Source organism: Vibrio sp. 10N.222.49.C9, from assembly GCF_041474985.1.
Taxonomy (GTDB): Bacteria; Pseudomonadota; Gammaproteobacteria; order Enterobacterales; family Vibrionaceae; genus Vibrio; species Vibrio crassostreae_C.
In genome coordinates this window covers 1-529 of the sequence record NZ_JBFRVD010000965.1, presented here as the reverse complement: position 1 = coordinate 529, position 529 = coordinate 1, and the positions used below count along the sequence as shown (strand labels likewise).

1 protein-coding gene is annotated in these 529 nt (G+C 49.0%); it reads right to left on the bottom strand.

What is annotated here, in order from left to right; genetic code table 11:
• A partial coding sequence (locus AB4585_RS26435; protein ID WP_372171721.1) for a SpoVR family protein occupies nt 1–529 on the bottom strand: 529 nt, incomplete at both ends.

The following is a 529-nucleotide window of genomic DNA, read 5'->3' as shown; positions in this document are numbered from 1 at the left end:
GCTCTCATCCTTGAAGTTCTGCATCGCAAAATGCACCGCTTCTAACCAGTCACTGCCTGCTAAATCCGGGAACCATTCCCTATCTTCGTCGGTGGGTTCTTCACAGATGCGACGGATGTCTTGGAACATGGCAAAGCCCAAGGCATAAGGGTTAATACCACTAAAGTATTGGCTATTGTAGGCTGGCTGGGCAACAACACTGGTATGGCTGTGCAAGAACTCCAACATGAATTTATCGGAGACTAACCCTTCGTCATACAGGTGATTGAGAATACTGTAATGCCAGAAGGTCGCCCAACCTTCGTTCATTACTTGGGTTTGCTTCTGCGGATAGAAGTATTGGCTGACCTTACGTACGATGCGCACGATTTCACGCTGCCATGACTCTAACAGGGGCGCGTGCTTCTCAATAAAATACAGGATGTTTTCTTGTGGCTCTGAGGGGAAGCGCTTCTTCTCAATCTCTGCGCTGTCAGCGGACTTTGGAACGGTCCTCCACAGTTCGTTGACCTGTGATTGCAGATACTCC